The 1,379-nt window shown below is 39.5% G+C and carries 1 protein-coding gene and 1 pseudogene; both read right to left on the bottom strand.

Annotation, left to right across the window (positions count from 1 at the left end; genetic code table 11):
• Nucleotides 1-776 (bottom strand): annotated as a pseudogene (locus KHA90_RS25065) (hypothetical protein); the annotation flags it as partial.
• A gap of 1 nt (nt 777) precedes the next feature.
• Nucleotides 778-1,379, bottom strand: a 602-nt coding sequence (locus KHA90_RS25060; protein ID WP_213308264.1) for a hypothetical protein, incomplete at its 5' end; no start/stop codon positions are given.

The following is a 1,379-nucleotide window of genomic DNA, read 5'->3' as shown; positions in this document are numbered from 1 at the left end:
TCAGGGATTATTTCATCTAAATATGGCGCAGGTGCAATCGCAATAGAACATAATTTCAAATTACCTTGTGCGTCAGTTGTTAGAACTTTATTTACCGAGATTTGTCCATCATTTCTAGTACTTGGATAAGCCGGGAAACGAATTTCGCCCGCAAAAGGATCACTATCGTCACTGTTACCGGAATCGGCAATAGTATTGCCAAAAACCAAAACATAACCAAGTTTTATCGTTCCGGGTGGAACTGGTGGTTCTGCCGCTGCTCCACCTGTTGAAGCTTCGTCACCCTGAATGATTTCGTATGTACCAACTTGGTTTCCAACTACTATATTATTTCTATATTTTCCCGCAGTTGCGGCACTTATTGGACTGGAAAACGCAGGCGGGTTTAGGAATTGATTTCTATACAACACCCATGCAAACGCATTAGCTGCAATTGAAAGATTTAAACCTGTCATTGTAATAGTTCCGTATTTCAAAACCTTGTCAGGCATTTCGACCGCGGCAATACGGCGGTCTAAATCTTCAGCGTTTCCGGGATAACCTGCTTTGTCTAATTTTCCTCCTATCGATTCAGCATGAGCGTTTGGATCAGTCAGGTGAGCATCAAACTGAGATTTTTCAGCTTTTGCATTAAGAGTATTTGAAAGATTTGCAATATCACTTTGCGCGATAGCCTCTGCTTTATGCCTGAAACTTGAAAATGTTGCCCAAAACTGCGCTTGCGTTGGTTTTTTACCGGTCATGAACCAGTCGTATATTTCGCTTAAAGATGCCATATTAAAGTGGTATTAACGCATAACCCAATGTTACGCTTTGTGTTTGATTTGCTATTTCACGTAAGTAAAGCTCGAAAGATGTGGCTGTTGTTGCTCCATATGTCCAAATAACATCGTTGGAGAGATCCCATTGCGATGAATTATTAACTTTTATCCCTGCTACTACCAAGTAATTTGAAGAGTTAACAGATGGAAAAGTAACAGTGTATTTCTGATCAATAGCAGGATTGCCAATGAAGAAAGTTGAAACTCTAAGGAATGGGCTTAACATTGCTATTTTGTTTTTGATAAATGCGTCAGAATTAACATCCGTTACATTCCAGTCGCTTTGAACGTTCACTTGTGCGCCTGAAGCGATTGTTATCAATTTAGCCTCAGCAGTTACAAGTCTTGCGTTAATAGCATTTATAGTGCCTGCAATACCATCTAATAAACCTTTTATTAGTTTTGTTTCGATAGGTTTTGCGAAATCTGTCCATGCCCACGAAACATCTGAAGTTCCAAAAGTGGCGTAACGAATTGTATAAATTTGTTTTACTGAACCATTTTCAAAAGGACGGCTTACAGCCTCTTCGATAATTATTACTCGTGAAGTTCCCGATA

The sequence above is a fragment of the Flavobacterium psychroterrae genome (assembly GCF_018380615.1).
In the GTDB taxonomy this organism is placed as follows: Bacteria; Bacteroidota; Bacteroidia; order Flavobacteriales; family Flavobacteriaceae; genus Flavobacterium; species Flavobacterium psychroterrae.
The sequence above is the reverse complement of the archived record's forward strand: the minus strand, read 5'-3'. Positions and strand labels throughout refer to the sequence as shown.